The organism is Lentimicrobiaceae bacterium, from assembly GCA_023227965.1.
GTDB lineage: Bacteria > Bacteroidota > Bacteroidia > Bacteroidales > JALOCA01 > JALOCA01.
The window spans coordinates 90,558-109,614 of sequence record JALOCA010000002.1 but is presented as its reverse complement, the minus strand read 5'-3'; the positions used below and the strand labels follow the sequence as shown (position 1 = coordinate 109,614).

Here is a 19,057-nt window from a genome sequence, read left to right as displayed (position 1 = left end):
AATTTTCTTTTCCGGTTTTCTGATGCGTATTACCTGAATTTCTTTAAACAAGCAAGGGCAGTATTTTTGATTTTCGTTCGTTCGCTAATGGCAGGAATTTCACAAACCAATGCAAGGGTACAGTACCTGTAGGCAGAGGTATACATCTTCTTTTTGAAATAATAATCGGCAAGGGTTGCATACGTTTGAAAATAGTACGGATTCGATTTTTCAAACTTTTGCAAGTCCAAAGTTATCGGCTCTTTTCCGGTACCAAAATATATATAATTTGTAATATCAGTCAATGTTTTCTTGTAAAATACAAAATTTTTATAGTCTTCCGATTGCAAAAATGGGTCTTCAGGGATATTAAAAGATTTTTCACAAACTTCCCTGTTTTGTTTCATTCCCCTGCGTTCAGTGAAAATTTTACTCAGGTCGTAGCAGATGTATTTTCCTAACTGCCAGGGATTGGAGGAAACCCAAACCCTAAGTTTTGCCGGTTCAAAAATGATTGAATGGTGAGCAATCAGTTGATTAATTGCTTTTTCGTTTCCCATTCCTATTGGTTTGTCGTGCATGCCGTTCCTGTTACGAAGCAGGGTTGCAAAATCGGTAACAGAAAGGCGGCTTTTTCGTTGCAATAGTTCTTCCACACGTCTGTAACGGTATACTGTAGAACTTTGCCGCATAAATTTGCGATTTTTTGGACTGCTACCGGTAATTTTGTCCTGGAAATGGTTAGTGCAAACAATATAATTGGTGTTTGTTTCGAACAAACCTGTTTGCTTCGGATCTTTCTCAATAATGACCGTTTTGTTATCGGCAGCCGAGCCTATCATCAACGATTCCGAAACAAAGGTTTCCCGTTTACAGGCGATGGCATAAGCTTGTTCGATATTGGCAGCATATTGTAATATTTCACGGGTAACCAATGTTATAGGCGTTTTTGCTCCTAAGGGGACATCCGAATTGGCAGCATTCATGGTAACGGTAAGTCCCTGATCGTTCATTCCTGATACGGCTCCTGCCATACCGCCCCATGCTACCGTCATAAATTTGTAACCCTTTGAAGGGTTGTAGAAACCTATGATTTTATTTTTGGAAAAATCGTCGCCGAAGTAGAAATCGAAATTTCTTCCAATTAACAGGTTGCCGTTTTCCGATTTATCGTTCCATACCGAAAAGGAAGTGCAGCCAACCATGTGTAGATTCTGCAGGGCATGTCCCATGTCGTGTGCGGCATGGTAATTTAATATGCGATGGTAGGGACTTCCATAACGGTCGTACGCATGTGAAGCCGAGAAGGAAATCCCGTAAATTTCAGTCAGATATTCTTTGGGGATATGGGAATCGAGTTTACGGTTAAAAAAACTGACAAATACATTGAGAAATTTCTGATAAAATTTTGAAGGAATAAGAGTTTGTATCTGGTTAACAAAAACATTTTCCTGATAATTGATAAGTTCCTTCGTTAGTTTCCCGTTTATTACACCCATAGTAAAGGGATCGCCTTCGACATACATTTCCCATAATCCTACGGAATTCTTTCTGAGCCAACTATTTCCAAGTACATAAAAATCAGGGGAAACAGTTGTTCTTTCCCTTTGCAGGGCAGAAAAATCCTTCACTTCGGGAGGAGAGAGCCGCCAAACCCATTTTTCACAAATAAAAATTATTAATATCATTGAAGTAAAAACTATCAGTGTATAGAAAAATATTTTTTTCAATTTGCGTTTCATCATCCCTCATTATTTATTTTGCTTATCAGATGGTTAATCCCTACCATTTCGCCACAGGTAGCTACAGCACCTATTGTAACCCCCAGAATACCGTGCAAAACAATATTCTGCCCAGTGAAATATAGGTTAGGAACTTTTGTTTTGGCAAATATCATGTTTCGAAATGGGTCGTTGCAGTTTCGTAAAATTCCAAACATAGAGCCTTCCTTCGAACCGGTGTAATCGCGGATAGTCAGAGGTGAAGATGTTGTATAACTGCTGATGCATCTTTTGAAACCAGGAAATTTTTTTTCAACAAGGTCGAGCAGTAATTCTGCTTTATTTTTTTTGAACTCAAGGTAACTTTCGCCCCTGTTGCCTACCGTGGTGCTTTCCCATTGTTTTACTTCAGAATATTGCATATAAGACATTATTATGGCTGAAGATGCATATTTATCGTCTATTGAATTTTCGGGAGTAGCAGTACATAACTTTCGGGCCATAACGTGGGGTTGTAGGCAACGGCATCCCACACGTTTTCGTGGTTGTAATAATATACGTTGTAACCAAGTTTGGGGAACGTGTCCTTTTTTAGGCAGACATAAATAATAAAAGCCGAAGCAGTATTTTCGAGTGAATCAATGCGTTCACTATATGCCTTCCTGATAAATTTAGTATTCAGCATTTTAAGGGTTACCGAAGGATGAATGTTCGAGATAAAATTCGAAGCGGCTATTTGTTCTCCATCTGATAATACTGCTTGGGTTATGCCTTCGTTATTGCTAACTAATTTTACTACTTCGGCAGAATTTCGCACGGTTCCTCCCATGCTGGTAATTCCTCCGATAAGCAGTCGCGCCATTTGCGAACTTCCATCCACGGTTCTCCACGAACTTTCGATAAAAGAATTGTTTATCAGTGCATGCACATACAATGGTGATTTTTCGCCTACACCACCGTAAAGGAAGCCCGTGCCAGCAAGAATATTCTGCAATCGGGTATTTTGTGTAATAGATTGTAAAAAATTACGAGTGTTATCTTTAAAAAAATCAGCTTCCGAAAGTAGGCTTTTCCCTTCTCTCAGGTTATTCAGGGGAAATGAACGGGCAAGATGTTTTAGTCTGCTTACATAAGTTCTTAATGCTTTCTTTTCGTCAGGGAAATACCGGTGGAGGGTTTCAATAAAATGATGATAGCCCATGGCTAAAGGATATTCGCTACCATCGTTGCCAAAACACACATGGTCGAAACCATCTTCATCAAGTTTTCTGATATTGAGTTTATCCATCAATCCGAAGTATGAAAAATACCGGTGAAGTATTTGCCCTGGTTCGAGACTTCCGATATAATGTACACCAGTATCGAACACACAACCGTCTCGGGTAAATGTTTGCAAGCAGCCTCCAAATTGTTTATTTTTTTCTAAAACACAAACATTCATTCCTTCTTTACCAAGGATATATGCGCAAAGTAAGCCTCCAAGCCCGCTGCCTACTATCACTACGTCGTATCTTTGCATTAGCTATTTTCTGGTTTTGTAAGTACAATTAATAAGTTAGATGTAAATTTTGATTTTTCATATATTTTAAAATCCATTGCATTTTTTTTCGCCAATTGCTGAATTTTTGCAGCCGAAGTAAAATACAACTGGTGATGTTTACTATGGTTAAATCCCGAAAGATTGGAAAAAAATTCAGTAAAAAGGGTAACCTTATGGTGTTTCTGCATTTTACTGTCTGCTTCGCGAATCAAAAGCACCCCTCCGGGCTGAAGGCTGGCTATGCAATTATTAAATAGTTTTTCCTGTTCACCTTCGTTAAGATAATGTACCACATCACTAAGTATTATTCCATTGGCTCTCGGAAAAGAATAATCTGAAACATCGGCACATTTAAAAGTTACTTTGTTTTTCCCGGTAAGGCAATGCCGTGCAACCTCAATTTTTTCTTCATCAAAATCTACCCCCGTTATTGTTCTCTTAGGCGAAAGTAAAGCAAGCATAATGGAAATATATCCATATCCACAGCCGGCATCAATTATAACTCCTTCGCGGGGCAGCAACTGATGGTACAAACTATAATTGTTTTCGAGTTTTAGTTTTACACGAACATACCACTCAAGAACAGGACCTTTGTAAATGTAGTTTTTTATGACTCTTTTCTTCTGATAAACAGGCAGCCTGTAAAACGTATCGAGTAGCTTTTCGTGTTCATCTTTGAAATACAATCCTATATTTTTGGCTTTTTCGGCAAGTGAAGTTCCGAAGTGCGGGTCGTCAGGGGTAATTCTATCCAGAAATTTAACAGTTATGGTACTGACTTTCCCCAAAAATTCTCCTTTTGAAACATACTCACCGGTACCATGCATAACTGCAGGTACAATATCCAAACCAAGTTGCTCGGCAATATAGAAAGCCCCTTTATGAAAACGCTTGATATGTAAATCGGGGGAACGATGCCCTTCTGGAAACATGAGTAAAGAATATCCTTCGTGTACTTTTTTGCGCAAATGGTCTATCAGGTTATCAATTCCCTGCGAAACAGGATAAAAATCGGCTGCTCTTGCAATTTTTCCAACCAGCGGATGTTTCCACACCCAGTCGGTAGTAAGAATTATTACCTTGGGCGAAAACATCATTGTAAGCGGTATGTCAATGATACTTTGATGATTAAAAATTATTACCGAGGGTTTGGCAAAAATTTCTTTGTCGAAATTAATGATCCTTTTGCGAACAAGGAACATCACAAAAATTGTAGCCCTCGAAAGGTACATCATCATGAAATGGAATATATGTTTCTTCCTTTTTTCTCCAATAGGAAGCCATTGCAGAATAAGAAACCAAAAAATAATGGTGGCAAAACAACTTGCTACATAAAATCCATAAAAAATGGGTGCATAAAAAATAAGGAACCATGCCGAAGGCTCACTTCTGCGATGCTTACCTGCATTAACTAAAAATTTGAACATCAAGGGTTCAATAGTGTATGAAATAAAAACTACCGAAATCATTCCGATGATAGAAACAAGGGCAATTGATTGTAAAGCCGGATGTTTTGCAAAAATCAGCACACCTACTCCGGTGATGGTGGTGAACGCTGACAAAAAAATGGCAGTTTTATACGACGAAAGAAGTTTTTTTCCGTATTTGTATTCCTGTTGAAGTCCATCCATCACAAAAATACTGTAATCGTCGCCCAAACCAAAAATAAATGTGCAGATAATAATATTTATTATATTGAAACCCAAGCCAAATATTCCCATAAACCCGGTTATCCAAACCCAACTCAACAGCATGGGAATAAATGTAATAAAAGCCAGTTCGATTCTACCGTATGAAAAAAGTAGGGTCGCAAAAACGAGAAGAGATGAAACCCACAATATCATGTTGAAGTCGTCACTGATGAGAGTGATGAACAGGTTAGAATAAACGGATTTATCGAGTACAGTTACGTCTTCATGGTTTATAAAAGCCTCTTTTACCTCTTTTTTGTGGTTAGGATTAACAACCACCTGTGTAAGCACCATACTCATTGTTGGCGTTTTGGTTACCCATTCATTAAGTAAAGTACCATTAATCCGGTTAATATCGTTTGAACCTAATACTGTGTAAGTTTTATTTATTAACTGCAAACTTTCGCTGAAAGCCGTTGACGAAAAGCCTGTTTCATGTGCTAAAATTTTCAGGTTCTGAGTAAATTTTCTCTTTTTTTCGGGAGTCCAGTAAGCATTCCAGCGCGAGATTCGCTGTTTTTGAATCGAATCGTCTGTAAGAAATGAACCTACGTGAGTAAATCGGCTGATGGCGCCTTTTTGTTTTAAATTATTCAACCCGTTGTAAACAAGTTCATTATTTAAAAGAGCTTCATTCAACGTTTTACCAGTTGAAACCAGATATAAGCTGCCCGATGTGGAATTGTTTATGGCATTAATCTTTTTTTCGGCATCTAAAAGTTTATGGCTCATGTAGTTCATTTTTGCCATATCGCTTTCAAAGCCGGTTTTTTGCGAAAAAATTAATAATACAATCGAAGCAATTAAAAGAAATAATACAAATAATTTATGCTTTGGTAACTGGTATCCGGCAATTTTTTCGACCCACCGGGCTGTTTTACTTGGAATGGGATGTGTTTTTTGCAATGGAAGTAGATGGGGCATCACTATCAGTGAGAACAAGATAGTACCAATAAGTGTAAGTGCTGAAAACACTCCAAAATCGCGTAATGCTTCCGATTTTGTTAAAAGAAGACACAAAAAAGCGGCTATAGTAGTAAAACTTCCGATAGTTAGCGGAGTTGAAAGATCGCTTATTACCGTTCGTACCGAGCGGGTATGCTGAAAATGGCTGTAAATGTGCATGGAATAATTCAGGGCTATGCCAAAAACTACTGAACCGGCTGCAAGTGCCAGGGCTGAAAGATCAGGCTTGATAAAGCCAAGTATTGCCATTGCAAAAACTCCTCCGAAAACTACCGGTAAAAATATGACCAGCCAGGCAAACCTTTTCCTGAAAAAGATACTGATAAACACAACTATAACTAAACCTGCCAGGCTTAAAGTAAGTATTGAATCTTTTTTAAGCTGGTTGGCATTTCCTACCGCAACGGCAACGGCTCCAAAATATCTTGCCCTGACTGAAGAACCTTCCGAAAGTTTATTCGTTTGCCTGTCAATTGCTTTAAGCAGCCTCGCATTGTTTGAAGTTTCGTTTACCGGATAAAAAGGCACAATAAAAAGCATGAGGTTTTTCATGTCGGACGAAAAAATACAACCGTTGTAAGTTATATAGTTATCGTCAACCTTTAGCCGCTTTAATTTATTAAGCACAAGTGGCATAAATCCTGCAGGGTCGCCAAGAATGAATTTTTTCATGGTAAAACTTCCAGGCATCATCAGGGCTTGAAGGTCTTTGTGCAAATGTTCACGAATTTGTTTGCTTTCTGTTAGACTATCTAACCGTAGGTAATCGCTTTCCTCGAGAAATACAGGAAAGTTACTATAAAACAGATCATAAATTGAGTACATTTCCGAATCCGAAACCTTGTAACGTATCCCGCGTATATAACCAGAATAATTTTTTTCGAGAAAAGTGGTTAGGCTATCGGCATAAGCTATCAGTTTTTCGGGCGACGAATGCACACTATCATTATCATACACCGAAACTATCAGCTTGTCAGTAGATTTAAGATGCTGAAAAACATAATTCAGCTTTTCAATTTTTTTATCCTCGGGGATAAATTGTGTAACATCCTCCACCACTCGTATCCTCAAGGCAAAATATGCCCCTGCAATAAAAAGTAGGGCAACTGAAATACCAAATATCCAACGATGTTTACTAAATATAGTATATAATATGTTAAATATTTTCCCCATTTTAAGTATTATTATCCATATTTCCTTCTTTATACTTACGATGCAACAAAATAGAGATATATGTGATACTTCCGAAAACCAATGCCAAAGCAATTCCTAAAATAATGCTACCCGTTAAATATTGTATTAAATTATTTTTCAATATATTAAACGATAAATCTGCATTAAACTGCAGCGAACTTCCTTTTCCGGGCATAATCCATCCTCCCACAACATAACTCAGCCACAAAATTACCGGAATAAAAGGTGGGATACTGATATTGGAAGCGATAAATGTAATAACTTTATTCAGTTTAAGTAGATAAGCCAATAACAGTGCCAATGCCATTTGATATCCCCACACCGGAGCCACGCCCATAAAAACTCCCAGCATTACCGAAAAAACTTTGACTCTTTTGGGTTCGTTGGCATTAAATAATTGGTTTTGAAAAAAGTTCTGTATGTTTTTCTTATTGAAACTTTTAAAAAAATGAAAAGGGTAAATGCAGAGCAATGAAATGAAAACTAAGATAGTGTTAAGGATACTCACCCTTGTAAAATCCCTGAAAGGACGAAAATGTGATATCCGGGTTTCCTTGGGTTCATAAATTACTTTTACGGGTACTGAGGTTACCGGGATGCCTTTCCATGCCGCCCTGACTAAAATTTCAATTTCAAATTCAAATTTACGGGTAAACCAACGCATATTTTTCAGAAGATGCAAGGGGTACAATCGGTAACCCGATTGGGTATCAGGCAAGCGAATGCCTGTTTCTACCCAGAACCAAAAATTGGAAAACCTGTGCCCAAAACTACTTTTCGACGGAATACCTTCTTGTTGCATGTTACGTGAACCTACAATCAACGACCCTGGCTCTTCATCTAATTTTTCCAGAAAAACCGGAAGGTCTTCCGGAAAATGCTGTCCATCGGAATCTATAGTTATGGCATGTTCGTATCCCAACCTAATGGCATAAGCAAAACCGCTTCGCAAAGCGCTGCCTTTACCCAGATTTTTTGCATGGGTAATTACCTCTATTTCTTTGAATTTTTCCAGAATTGCAGAAGTAGAATCGGTAGAACCGTCGTTTACCACTATTATTCCTGAAGTAAACAACAGCACTTCCCGTACCACTTTTTCAAGGGTGCCGCCATTGTTATAGGTGGGGATTACGATACAACAGTTTTTTTGTAAACATTGCTGCCTGAACAGCTCTCTGTCTTTTATTTTCAAAAGGTTACCCTGCAAATTCCCGGAATAAATTTTATCATTTTTAATCAACCAAACATACGCGATAATCATGTAACTGCCAAAAGTAAATTGAATTTCACTGACAAAATTTATCCTTACTCCTTAACAGTACGTTACCTGTCGTGAAAATTAATACCTTTGTCCGTCCAATCAATGAAAATTTCCGCAATGCAAAATTCGCTATACCTGTACAATACACTCTCAAGGAAAAAAGAGCCTTTCGAACCATTGAACCCTCCTTTTGCAGGAATTTATGTGTGCGGACCTACAGTTTACGGCGATCCCCATCTGGGGCATGCACGTCCCGCCATCATCTTCGATCTTTTATTCCGATATTTACAGCATCTCGGTTATAAAGTTCGCTATGTAAGAAATATTACTGATGTTGGCCATCTTGAAAATGATGCCGACGAAGGGGAAGATAAAATTGCCAAAAAAGCCCGTCTGGAGAAGTTGGAACCAATGGAAGTGGTACAATATTTTACCGACCGCTACCACGATGCCATGCGTTTGCTCAACGTGAAAAATCCAAGTATAGAACCTCGTGCCTCGGGGCATATCATGGAGCAGATGGAAATTATTCGAAAGATACTCGACGCAGGATATGCTTATGAATCTAATGGCTCTGTTTACTTTGATGTAGAAAAATACAATCAGAAATATCATTACGGCAAATTGTCGGGGCGGGTGCTGGAAGATTTGATTTCGAATACCCGTGAGTTGGAAGGGCAGGAAGAAAAACACAATGCTTTTGATTTTGCTCTTTGGAAAAAAGCACAATCTGAACATATCATGCGTTGGCATTCACCCTGGAGCGATGGATTTCCGGGCTGGCATCTCGAATGCTCCGCCATGGGAACCAAATATCTCGGCGAACAGTTCGACATTCACGGCGGCGGCATGGACTTGATGTTTCCACACCACGAGTCGGAGATTGCACAATCGGTAATTGCCAACGGCAAGGAACCTGTCCGCTACTGGATGCACAACAACATGATTACAATCAACGGGCAAAAGATGGGCAAATCCCTTGGCAACTTCATCACCTTGTCGGAATTTTTTAGTGGAAACCATGCTTCACTTACGCAGGCTTACAGTGCCGCGACCATACGTTTCTTTATTCTCCAGGCACATTACCGCAGCCAGCTCGACTTTTCCAACGAAGCCCTGCAAGCTGCTGAAAAAGGGTTGAAACGTTTGTTTGCCGCCATCAGCCTGTTGCCTAAAATTATTCCGGCTTCAAGTTCTACTGAAGACATCAGCAAACTGAAAGAACAATGCTACGAAGCAATGAACGACGATTTGAACAGTCCTATTCTCATAGCAAACCTGTTTGAAGCCGTTCGTATTGTTAACTCAGCTTATGATAAAAAACTCCAGCTTTCGGCTGAAGATATTGCTTTTCTGAAAGAAATTTTTGAAGTATTTGCCATAGAAATTCTTGGTCTGCAACCCGAAGCTGCCGGAGAACAAACAGAATTGGTGGATAACCTTATGCAACTGATCCTTTCCATACGGCAAAACGCCCGTTCCAACAAGGATTTTGCCACTTCCGACCTTATCCGCAACCAGTTGACAAAAGCCGGAATCAGCATTAAAGACACCAAAGAAGGCGTTGTGTGGAACCTGGAATAAAAATACTTAGTGCCATGAATTTAGAATGTCTAAAGTATTTTGGGTGTCGCAATCCTCAGACGCTAAAAATCAGTTAAAAATATATTCTACTGAATAATAGCGGATAGATGCCATACTGATGAATGGTTTCCACTTTATCCGTTTTGCAGTTGTAGTAACGGAAGATACCGTTTTTGTAATCGGTGATGTTTTCGATATTAATTTGTATTTCCTGCGAAATGCGTTTCCCGCCAAAGCGGATGCCCAGCCTGAAATCTGCTTTAAAAAAGACCGGAAACTGCCTGCTGTAAGCTTCCTGCTCCAGATAAACCGTGGAGTTCTTTTGTCTGGAAGCTTCTATGTCAATGGGGGTGTAACGTCTCCCGCCGGCTATAGTAATTTTGGTATCCAGCAACAATGTAGAATAATGTTTGGCTTCTTTTAACTTGATTTCTCCGCCCAGCAAAGCATTGGCAACATAGTTTCCGTTGTAAGCAGTGTTGTGTTCTACTCCGTCGCTGCCTTCATATTTTGATTCGAATAACGAAAAGGAAAGCAGGTAATAATAGCTTCTATTGAAAAACCTTTCCAATGTAAGCTCAATTCCGTAATTTTTGCCGGTACCGGTATTCTTAAGGCTGTCGCGTAAATCAAACTGCCATTCTGCACCAATGTTTTCCAGGCTGTAAGAGGAGCTACGTTTTTCTACAGGAACATTATAAAGATATTGATAATAAGCCTCTGTTTTCAAACGGAGGTTTTCGTTGAGGCTCCTGTCGCTGCCAACAATAAAATGATGGGTACGAATAAAATCGAGGTTTTTGTTGGTCTTAATAACCTCATTGTTACTCAGCTTTGTATCATAATAATAGGCATACAAAGGTAATTGACGGCTATGCAATCCGTAACCTGCATTCAGGGTTTGCACGCCGGAAACTACCCACGAAAGAGAAACCCGCGGTTCTAAAGATTCGGAATTATTTATTCCGAAACGAAGATAGTGCAAGCCGGGTGTCAGCGACAAACGTTCGTTAATCTTCAGGTTCCATTGTGTATAAGCTTTCAGAAGTGTTATCCCCTGCGAAAAATCACTTTCTTTGTCAATGCGGTTTTCTTTCACAGGATAATATTCCGAAAAAAGGTCGAATGCCATCCAATCGATGCTGAAACCGGTTTTTGATGAAATGCGGGGAGAGAATTTTTTGGTAAAAGAAGCGGTTACATTCAATATATTGTTTATGAACTTTTCATTATAATACTTGTGAAGCGTATTGTTGTTATCGAGTGTGTCGGTATGCGTAGCCCCTTTCTGATGACTTCCGGAAATAATAATTTTTAAAAAAGAAGAAGTATTTAGGGTATGAGTGTAAGTAGCAGCACCTGTCAGCATATCGGAAGTATTGGACAAATCCTGTCCTGCGATGGAATAAAGGCTTGAATGTTCATCACGACTTCCATGCATGTCAATACTGCTGTGTCCCCAGATTCCGAATACTGATAAATTTCCTTTTTTGCCCGGGAAATTCAGTTTACAGGTAAAATCCTGATATTTTGGTATGCCGGAAGTGCCCAGGTTGGCATGAAGCAATTCATCGGCAAGCTGGAGCGAGGAAAAGCGATAATGGGCAATATACGAGCTTCCGTTTTTGCGGCTGAAGGGACCTTCCGTTCCGAGTTCCAGCCCATTGAAGCTGGTTTGCCCGGTATATTCCCGTTTCTCGTTGTTACCGGAGCGCATTTTAAGGTCGAAAACTCCGGAAAGAGCATTGCCATACTCTGCCGGAAAGGCTCCGGTAATAAAATCGGAATTAGCAAGCATATTGTTGTTGAGGATACTTACCGGTCCGCCAGTAGCTCCCAAGGCAGCAAAATGGTTGGGATTGGGAACATCCACTTCGTCTATCCGCCAGAGAATGCCTGTAGGAGAATTTCCCCGGATGATGATATCGTTTCGTTGGTCGTTGGCACCAGAAACTCCGGCGTAGTTCATACTCATGCGGGCAGGGTCGCCGCGTGTGCCGGCAAACTTCTGCGTTTCTTCTACGGTAAAAAGTCGGGAACTTACTTTTAATATTTCATTAATAGGTCGCTCCTTATTTGAATTTCCGGTAATGGTAACTTCACCGGCAGTTACAATAGCTTCTTCCAGCTCGATATCGAGGATGAGTTCGCGGGCAGAAATTACCGTTACCTGGATGTTTATTAACCTGTAACCGATGTAGGACACTTTTATTTCCTGCCTGCCGACAGGTACTTTTTCAAGGCGGTAATAACCATTAATATCTGTGGCAACACCTATAAAATTTTCACCAACCGGAAGAACCACGTTGGCAAACGGAAGTGGTTGCTTGGTAATTTTATCCACTATCCTTCCCCGGATGGTTTGGGTTAACGATTGCGCACAAAGAAATTCAGATAAAAACAACAAAAAAAGTAAAGCAAATATCTTCGTTTTTCTCATTCCTGGAATTTCTCCTGCCTGCAAAAATAGGGAAATAAGCTATTGAAAGTAAGAATTCATTTTAGTGAAAAACGACAAAATCTTTAGTCTGCCAATTTTTCCTCAAGAGATTTGAACCCTTTCCCCAGAATTTCATTGGCTTCAAGTACAGTAAGAAATGCATTCGGATCAATCTGGTGGATGAATTCTTCGAGCATCGAGAGTTCTCTGCGGCTTACCACTGTAAAAATTATCTTCTTTTCGGCACCGTTGTACATGCCAGAACCGGAGATGTATGTTCCTCCGCGATGCACATCGTTGATAAGGCGATTCCTGATTTCTTCATGTTTGTCAGAGATGATGAAAACAGTCTTGTCGTAACTTAAGCCCTGCAACACCACATCCACAACTTTCCCAATTATAAAAATTACAATCCATGAATACAGGGGAATTTTCCAGTCGCCGAAAGCAACAAAACTGAGAAGAACGATAACGGAATCAACTATCATTATAAGCTGACCAACAGGAACCTTTGTATATTTGTTCAATATCATCGAAATAACATCCGAGCCGCCGCTGGTGGCTTTTGCCTTGAAAATAAAACCTACTCCCAGTCCTATAAGCAATCCCCCGAAAATACACGACAAAAGCGGGTCGTTTTCTACCAGAGGTTTGTTATCGGTGTACAATGCAATTGAATCTACAAAAACCGAAGTCAGCACAAAGCCCGTAACGGTTTTCGGACCAAAACGCGGACCCAAAATTTTTACGGCAAGTATGGTAAGTGGAATGTTAAATGCCAATGCAACAAGCCCTACGGGAGTACCTATGATATAATGCAACACAATGGATATTCCATAAACTCCACCAGGAACAATTTTGTAGGGTGTAATGAACAACACATAGCCGGCAGCTACCGACAGGGCGCCAAAAGCAATTAATCCGTAAGCTTTAAACCATTTGCGTGAAAACAGTTTTTCTTTTTGTAAAAAAGGCATATCCGATAGTTTTTATTTCAGAGAAACAAAGATAGAAAGAATGGGTTTGGATTAAAAAAAATATTATTTCCCTGCCCTTTATCTCTTTTTTACAGCATCCGGCAAATATTCACAAAATCCGCCACAGAAAGTTGTTCTGCCCGAAGTTCAAAAACGGGTGATTGCAGTACTTCAGGTTTGGTAGCAATTCCTTTCAGGGCATTACGCAAGGTTTTCCGTCTTTGATTGAAGGCAGTCTTCACTACCTTGAAGAAAAAAATTTCATCACAATCCAGTTGCTGCACAGTATTGCGTTTGAGCCTGACAACAGCAGATTTCACCCTGGGTGGTGGAGAAAACACATTTTCGTTAACAGTAAACAGATATTCAATAGTATAGAAAGCCTGAAGCAACACGCTCAAAATCCCGTAGGTTTTGCTGCCTGGCGGCGCAGCAATGCGCTCAGCAACTTCTTTCTGCACCATGCCTACCACTTCGGTAACAAGGTTACGGTTTTCGAGCACTTTAAAAAAAATCTGGCTCGAAATATTATATGGGAAGTTCCCGATTAAAGAAAAATTTCCTTCCAATATTCTTGTAATATCCACTTTTAAAAAATCGCCTGAAATAATCCAGGGAGCTAATTCTGGATAATGTACCAGCAAATAATCCACTGATTCTGTATCTATTTCTATGATATAGAAATTTTCAAAAGGTTGCTGTAGCAGATACTGGGTGAGTTTGCCAGTTCCGGCTCCGATTTCCAGCACATTTTTTGTTCCGGGCGACAAATTTCCTACTATCTTTCGGGCAATGTTGTCATCCTTCAGAAAATGCTGTCCCAAATGTTTCTTTGCCCTTACAAACCTGGAGGTGTCTACCATAAATGCTTTTCGATTAAGTGTGTACAAAAGTAAAAAAACAACATTATCATTTTACTTATTATTTAACATTCCGTTTTTAAATATTTTTTACATATTTCGCCAAAGACATCTTCCCAAACTTCATCTATCGCCACATACTTAAAATACTTCTCTAAACAACAATTTTTAAACTAAATTTTTAATGAATTGTCTGTATTTTTCTTTCATAACGGGAATAATCCCCATAATTAAAATTATTTTTATACATTAGCCTGTTTAAATTTTTAAGCGTATGGAAGGTAATTTTAAAATATTTATCGTAGAAGATGACTTTGTTTTTGCCAAAATTCTTGCCCATTACCTTGCTCTTAATCCTGATTATGAAGTGGAAGTTTTTAGCGACGGGAAAAGCCTGTTAGCCAACTTATATAAAAATCCTTCGGTAGTAACTCTCGACTATAATATGCCTGGGATGAATGGATTAGAAGCTCTTAACCGCATCAGGGAATTCAATCCTGATTTACCGGTAATCATTGTTTCGGGGCAGCAGGACATTTCCACGGCGATAGAACTATTAAAAAAAGGGGCATACGATTATGTAATCAAAGATCAGGATACCAAAGACCGTTTGTGGAATATTGTTAAAAACATTCGTGAAAATCAGCGTCTGCGTCAGAAAATATCCGTACTGGAGGAGGAAATTGGGAAAAAATACGAATATCAGAACCTGATAAAAGGAGAAAGTCCGCAAATTCATAAAATTTTTACTCTTATAGAAAAAGCAGTAAAGACCAATATTACCGTATCTATTTCGGGGGAAACCGGTACAGGAAAAGAACTCGTTGCCAAAGCCATCCATTTTAACTCCCCACGGCGTAAAATGCCTTTTATTGCCGTAAATGTTACGGCTATCCCCAAAGAATTGATAGAAAGCGAAATGTTTGGATACGAAAAAGGCGCTTTTACCGGGGCAATTTCCCGTCGCATTGGTAAATTTGAGGAAGCAAACAAGGGTACTCTTTTTCTCGATGAAATTGCCGATATGGACCTCAATATGCAGTCGAAACTCCTGAGAGCCCTTCAGGAAGAAGAAATTACACGCATCGGCAGCAACCTAACTATTAATTTGGATGTAAGATTAGTGGTAGCTACTAACAAAAACCTGGTAGACGAAGTGAGAAAAGGTAATTTCAGGGAAGACCTGTATTATCGTTTGCTGGGTTTGCCCATTGAACTTCCTCCGCTTCGTGAACGCGGAAACGATTTGATTCTATTGGCAAAATATTTTGCGGATGAATTTTGCAAAAAAAATAAAATGCCAAAGCTTACCATAAGTTCGAATGCATTTGAAAAGTTAAAAAAATATCCCTATCTGGGAAATGTCCGCGAACTGAAAGCAATTGTTGAACTGGCAGCCGTAATGACCAACACCGAAACTATTGACGAAAATGATATTTCTTTTACTTCTGCCACAACCATGAGCGATTTTCTTTTGCAGGAAACTACACTGGAAGAGTATAACAAAAAAATTATCAATCACTTTCTACAAAAATATGACAACAAAGTACGATTGGTTGCTAGTAAGTTGGGGATTGGTAAAACCACCATTTATCGTATGATACAGAATAACGAATTGTGATTAAAACAATGTGGAAATATCTTCACCAGGCTGCAACAAGTACGTGTGTATGCCCAACTGGCGTGCAGGCACCAGATTCTTTTCAGTATCCTCTATAAACAAAGTTTCTTCCGGAATCAGGTTGCTGGTGTGTAATACATAATTGTAAATTTCCGGATCGGGTTTTTTCATCCTTTCACGAAACGAAAAGTACACCCTTTCAAACAATTCGTCGAAAGAAGCAAAGCCGTATTTTTCCTGCAACTCCTTTACAAATACGGCATAATGGATAGCATTGGAATTGCTAAGCAAAAATGTGCGGTAGATATTTTTCAATCGCAACAGCGTCCGGATTCTTTGGGGCGGCATTTCTCCCAGCATGGAATTCCAGGCAATATTAAGGTCTTCATCGCTTATATCCTTGTTGATTAGCACATGTATCCGCCTGTTAAATTCTGTTGGACTGATGATGCCCTTTTCGAGGTCATCAAAAATATGCACCTGGTTAATTTGCGAATACAATTCTGCAAAATCTGTTACCCCAAGTCTGGCAAAAGCAGTTTCACCGGCTTTAAAATCAAGATTAAGGATGACTCCGCCAAAATCGAAAATGATGTTTTTTATTCCCTGCAATGAAACCATGGTTTGTCGGCTGAATATTTACTGCAAAAATAGGATATGCTTTCTTCTATTGGTATAAAATTAATACCCGTTGCTTGCTTTATTGCATTGTTGTTATAAAAATACCTGTTTTTTTGAGTGTTGACTGTTTCCATGGTAATCATGGGTTGGCTTCGCAACAACAAGGAACGTAATTTTTCTATTCTCCATACAAGGCTGAGCAAACCATTGCCTGCCCGGATAAAAGGGAGCTTTTTCTCCAGTTGTGCGGCAATAAAAATAAACAGTTGACGGTAGCTCAGATTTTCAGCCGAAAGCACAAAACGTTTCCCGCTGATATCGCTGTTGGTTAATGTAATCATACAGCTTGCCACATCGCGTACATCAATAAAACCGTTAACCCCGTTGCTGTAAAACCAGGAGCAGGCATCAATAGTGGAAAACAACTGAGAACTTCCGCTGTTGTTTCCCGCATAGCCGATTATTATCGAGGGATTAACAATTACAGCATTAAGTCCTTCTTCCATTCCCCGCCATACTTCGCGTTCGCCATTGTATTTGCTGACGGCATAAACAGAATTGTGCCCGGAAGGTTTCCATGTGGAATTTTCGTCAATGACTTCGTCTGCCTCAGTTCGGCTAAGTGCAGCAACGGAGCTTACATGGCATAGTTTGTCGATACCACAATGCAATGCGGCATTTACCACGTTCGCCGTTCCTCTTACGTTGGTATTCATCATCATTTCCCTGAAACGTGGTTCAAACGATACTATACCTGCACAATGATATACCTGCGATATTCCCTTCATGGCTTCTTCGAGGGAATACACATCACATACATCACCTTCCAACCATTCAATTGCAGAAAATAATGCTTCAGGGTTTTCACTCTGGTATGATAAAACTTTTTGCAACATACGCATATCGGTACTGCTACGCCTGAGCGCCCGTACTTTTTCTCCACGCTTCAGTAATGCGCTTATCAGGTACGAACCCAGCAATCCCGTGGCTCCGGTAACTAAAATCATAACGCAAAGCTACAGTTTTTGAAATGGATTATTGAGAAAATATTTTAAAGGATTAGAAAATAGGATTTGGGGGTTAAAAGATTGTGTTAGTTAGTCAATAAGCTATTGGGCTATTTGCAATTGATTTTTATTTAATATTTTTTCTGCTTAAAGGTTAGAGGGGCAAAAGTGCGGGCATAATCGTCTGGTTTGCTTAACTGTTTGCCAAAAATGCCGGAAGGCATATCTAAAATCCGTCAGGGTTTTAATATCCGTAGAAAGGATTTTTTATTTCTGTGAATTCTCTCTATCAGGAGATCAATAATGAATTCTCTATGGACAATCTTGAATTTAGGTGTTGCTTATTTACACAGCAAGTTCACAAATGGCGAACCAAGCGAGCAACCCCATTCCGGTTTCGAGGCTCGATTCGTCAATATCGAAAGTGTTGGTATGCAGATTTGATGTTATTTCTTTACTGGCATTGGCAATTCCGAGGCGATACATCAGTGAAGGTGCTTGCTGCGAAAAATAGGCAAAATCCTCTGCGGTCATCCGGATGTCTAATTCTTTAACTTTTTCTTTACCTAAATATTGTGCAGCATATTTCATGGCGCGTTGGGTTAGCCTTTCGTCATTTACAAGGAAAGGATAGCCTTTGTCAACAAAAACTTCTGCTTCGCCACCCATGCTTTCGGCAATAGAGGTGGCAATACGGGTAATATTTTTATGTGCCTTTTTCCTCCATTCTTCATTGAAAGTACGTAAAGTGCCCTCCATTTCCGCCTTGTCGGGGATGACGTTTGTGCGTCCGTTTGCCACTATTTTTCCAAAAGAAAGTACCGTAGGGATGTGGGGTGGGGCGTTCCGGCTAACGATACTTTGCAAAGCTACAAGGATATGTGCTGAAATGAGCACCGGGTCAACAAGTAGTTCGGGGGTTGCAGCATGTCCACCCTTACCGATAACCGTGATATAAATTTCGTCGGTTGACGCCATATATTTTCCTGCTTTCATTCCAACAAAACCCGTTTCGAGAGTAGGAAGAACATGCTGAGCGATTATTGAATCGGGTTTTTCATTTTCAAAAATTCCTTCCTGAAGCATCTGAATGGCTCCACCGGGGTATTTTTCTTCGGAAGGCTGAAAAATAAGAAGGATTTTCCCATCGAAACTGTCTCTGAGTTGTTGCAAAATCATGGCAGCTCCGAGCAAAGAAGCCATGTGAGCATCGTGTCCGCAAGCATGCATAACTCCTTCGTTACATGAAGCATAAGTAACTTCGTTTTTTTCAGTTATGGGAAGTGCATCCATATCGGCACGCAAGGCAACGGTTTTTCCGGGGTTTTTCCCTTCAATAACTCCAAGCAAACCAGTTCCGGCTATGTTTTTGCGAAAAGGAATTCTCATGCGGGTAAGTTGGGTGGCAATAACTTCCGAAGTTTCATATTCTTTGCCCGACAGTTCGGGATGGGCATGCAGATGCCGCCGGATGACAGTAATTTCTGAAAGGTGCTCCCGTGAAAGTTGCCTAATTTTGTCAGATTGCATACGGGTATTTTTATGCAAAGGTAAACGGATTTTATTTAAAATGACCGAAAGCAGGTAAATATGAA

The 19,057-nt window shown here is 39.7% G+C and carries 13 protein-coding genes; 2 read left to right on the top strand and 11 right to left on the bottom strand.

All coding sequences use genetic code 11. The features are described from left to right. Nucleotides 1–29: 29 nt before the first annotated feature. Genes M0R21_01315 through M0R21_01295 form a run of 5 tightly spaced genes read right to left on the bottom strand, consistent with a single transcriptional unit; the run spans nucleotide 30 to nucleotide 8,352 of the window. Nucleotides 30–1,724, bottom strand: a complete 1,695-nt coding sequence (locus M0R21_01315) for a C45 family peptidase (GenBank protein MCK9616456.1) — start codon at nucleotides 1,722–1,724, stop codon at nucleotides 30–32. Continuing rightward, entirely contained in the window at nucleotides 1,721–2,203 is a 483-nt protein-coding gene (locus M0R21_01310; protein MCK9616455.1) for a hypothetical protein, read from the bottom strand. Before M0R21_01310 ends, M0R21_01315 begins: the two co-directional genes overlap by 4 nt. After that, nucleotides 2,161–3,219 (bottom strand): FAD-dependent oxidoreductase, encoded by a 1,059-nt coding sequence (locus tag M0R21_01305; GenBank protein ID MCK9616454.1) that lies wholly within the window; start codon nucleotides 3,217–3,219, stop codon nucleotides 2,161–2,163. The genes M0R21_01310 and M0R21_01305 overlap by 43 nt, the downstream gene beginning before the upstream one ends. Beyond that, nucleotides 3,219–7,070 (bottom strand): 1-acyl-sn-glycerol-3-phosphate acyltransferase, encoded by a 3,852-nt coding sequence (locus M0R21_01300; GenBank protein ID MCK9616453.1) that lies wholly within the window; start codon nucleotides 7,068–7,070, stop codon nucleotides 3,219–3,221. The genes M0R21_01305 and M0R21_01300 overlap by 1 nt, the downstream gene beginning before the upstream one ends. A 1-nt stretch (nucleotide 7,071) precedes the next feature. Continuing rightward, nucleotides 7,072–8,352 (bottom strand): DUF2062 domain-containing protein, encoded by a 1,281-nt coding sequence (locus M0R21_01295; GenBank protein ID MCK9616452.1) that lies wholly within the window; start codon nucleotides 8,350–8,352, stop codon nucleotides 7,072–7,074. 117 nt (nucleotides 8,353–8,469) lie between these two features. Here M0R21_01295 and cysS point away from each other — a divergent pair, with 117 nt between their 5' ends. Then, a complete protein-coding gene (gene cysS / locus M0R21_01290) occupies nucleotides 8,470–9,936 on the top strand; it encodes a cysteine--tRNA ligase (GenBank protein MCK9616451.1) in 1,467 nt (488 codons plus the stop codon). A 73-nt stretch (nucleotides 9,937–10,009) separates the two neighbouring features. On the opposite strand, the gene M0R21_01285 is transcribed toward cysS, so the two are convergent. The 3 genes from M0R21_01285 to rsmA form a co-directional block, all read right to left on the bottom strand. Then, nucleotides 10,010–12,376 (bottom strand): TonB-dependent receptor, encoded by a 2,367-nt coding sequence (locus M0R21_01285; protein MCK9616450.1) that lies wholly within the window; start codon nucleotides 12,374–12,376, stop codon nucleotides 10,010–10,012. An 83-nt stretch (nucleotides 12,377–12,459) separates the two neighbouring features. Further along, nucleotides 12,460–13,353, bottom strand: a complete 894-nt coding sequence (locus M0R21_01280) for a YitT family protein (GenBank protein MCK9616449.1) — start codon at nucleotides 13,351–13,353, stop codon at nucleotides 12,460–12,462. Nucleotides 13,354–13,442: 89 nt separating this feature from the next. Then, nucleotides 13,443–14,216 carry a 16S rRNA (adenine(1518)-N(6)/adenine(1519)-N(6))-dimethyltransferase RsmA gene (rsmA, locus tag M0R21_01275; protein ID MCK9616448.1) on the bottom strand — a complete coding sequence of 258 codons (774 nt, stop codon included), beginning with the start codon at nucleotides 14,214–14,216 and terminating at the stop codon, nucleotides 13,443–13,445. 271 nt (nucleotides 14,217–14,487) lie between these two features. On the opposite strand from rsmA, the gene M0R21_01270 reads away from it, so the two are divergent. Next, complete coding sequence (locus M0R21_01270; GenBank protein ID MCK9616447.1) at nucleotides 14,488–15,834, top strand: sigma-54 dependent transcriptional regulator; 1,347 nt, start codon at nucleotides 14,488–14,490, stop codon at nucleotides 15,832–15,834. Here M0R21_01270 and M0R21_01265 read toward each other — a convergent pair whose 3' ends face one another. The 3 genes from M0R21_01265 to M0R21_01255 all read right to left on the bottom strand — a co-directional run bounded on the left by M0R21_01265 (nucleotide 15,835) and on the right by M0R21_01255 (nucleotide 18,992). Then, nucleotides 15,835–16,455 carry an HAD family phosphatase gene (locus M0R21_01265; protein ID MCK9616446.1) on the bottom strand — a complete coding sequence of 207 codons (621 nt, stop codon included), beginning with the start codon at nucleotides 16,453–16,455 and terminating at the stop codon, nucleotides 15,835–15,837. Then, entirely contained in the window at nucleotides 16,434–17,462 is a 1,029-nt protein-coding gene (locus M0R21_01260; GenBank protein MCK9616445.1) for an NAD-dependent epimerase/dehydratase family protein, read from the bottom strand. Before M0R21_01260 ends, M0R21_01265 begins: the two co-directional genes overlap by 22 nt. Nucleotides 17,463–17,807: 345 nt before the next feature. After that, nucleotides 17,808–18,992, bottom strand: a complete 1,185-nt coding sequence (locus tag M0R21_01255) for a M20 family metallopeptidase (protein MCK9616444.1) — start codon at nucleotides 18,990–18,992, stop codon at nucleotides 17,808–17,810. Nucleotides 18,993–19,057: the final 65 nt, after the last annotated feature.